The sequence below is a fragment of the Pseudomonas paraglycinae genome, assembly GCF_021601625.1.
Lineage (GTDB): Bacteria > Pseudomonadota > Gammaproteobacteria > Pseudomonadales > Pseudomonadaceae > Aquipseudomonas > Aquipseudomonas paraglycinae.
The window spans coordinates 1-255 of record NZ_BQHR01000050.1 but is presented as its reverse complement, the minus strand read 5'-3'; the positions used below and the strand labels follow the sequence as shown (position 1 = coordinate 255).

The following is a 255-nucleotide window of genomic DNA, read 5'->3' as shown; positions in this document are numbered from 1 at the left end:
TAGCGCAAGGCCCGAAGGTCCCCTGCTTTCTCCCGTAGGACGTATGCGGTATTAGCGTTCCTTTCGAAACGTTGTCCCCCACTACCAGGCAGATTCCTAGGCATTACTCACCCGTCCGCCGCTGAATCCAGGAGCAAGCTCCCTTCATCCGCTCGACTTGCATGTGTTAGGCCTGCCGCCAGCGTTCAATCTGAGCCATGATCAAACTCTTCAGTTCAAACATCTTTGGGTTTTTAAGAAACCCTAAACTTGGCT

At 52.5% G+C, this 255-nt stretch carries 1 rRNA gene; it reads right to left on the bottom strand.

Annotation, left to right across the window (positions count from 1 at the left end):
* A 16S ribosomal RNA gene (locus tag L6D82_RS28515) occupies positions 1-217 on the bottom strand; the annotation flags it as partial.
* Positions 218-255 lie beyond the last annotated feature (38 nt).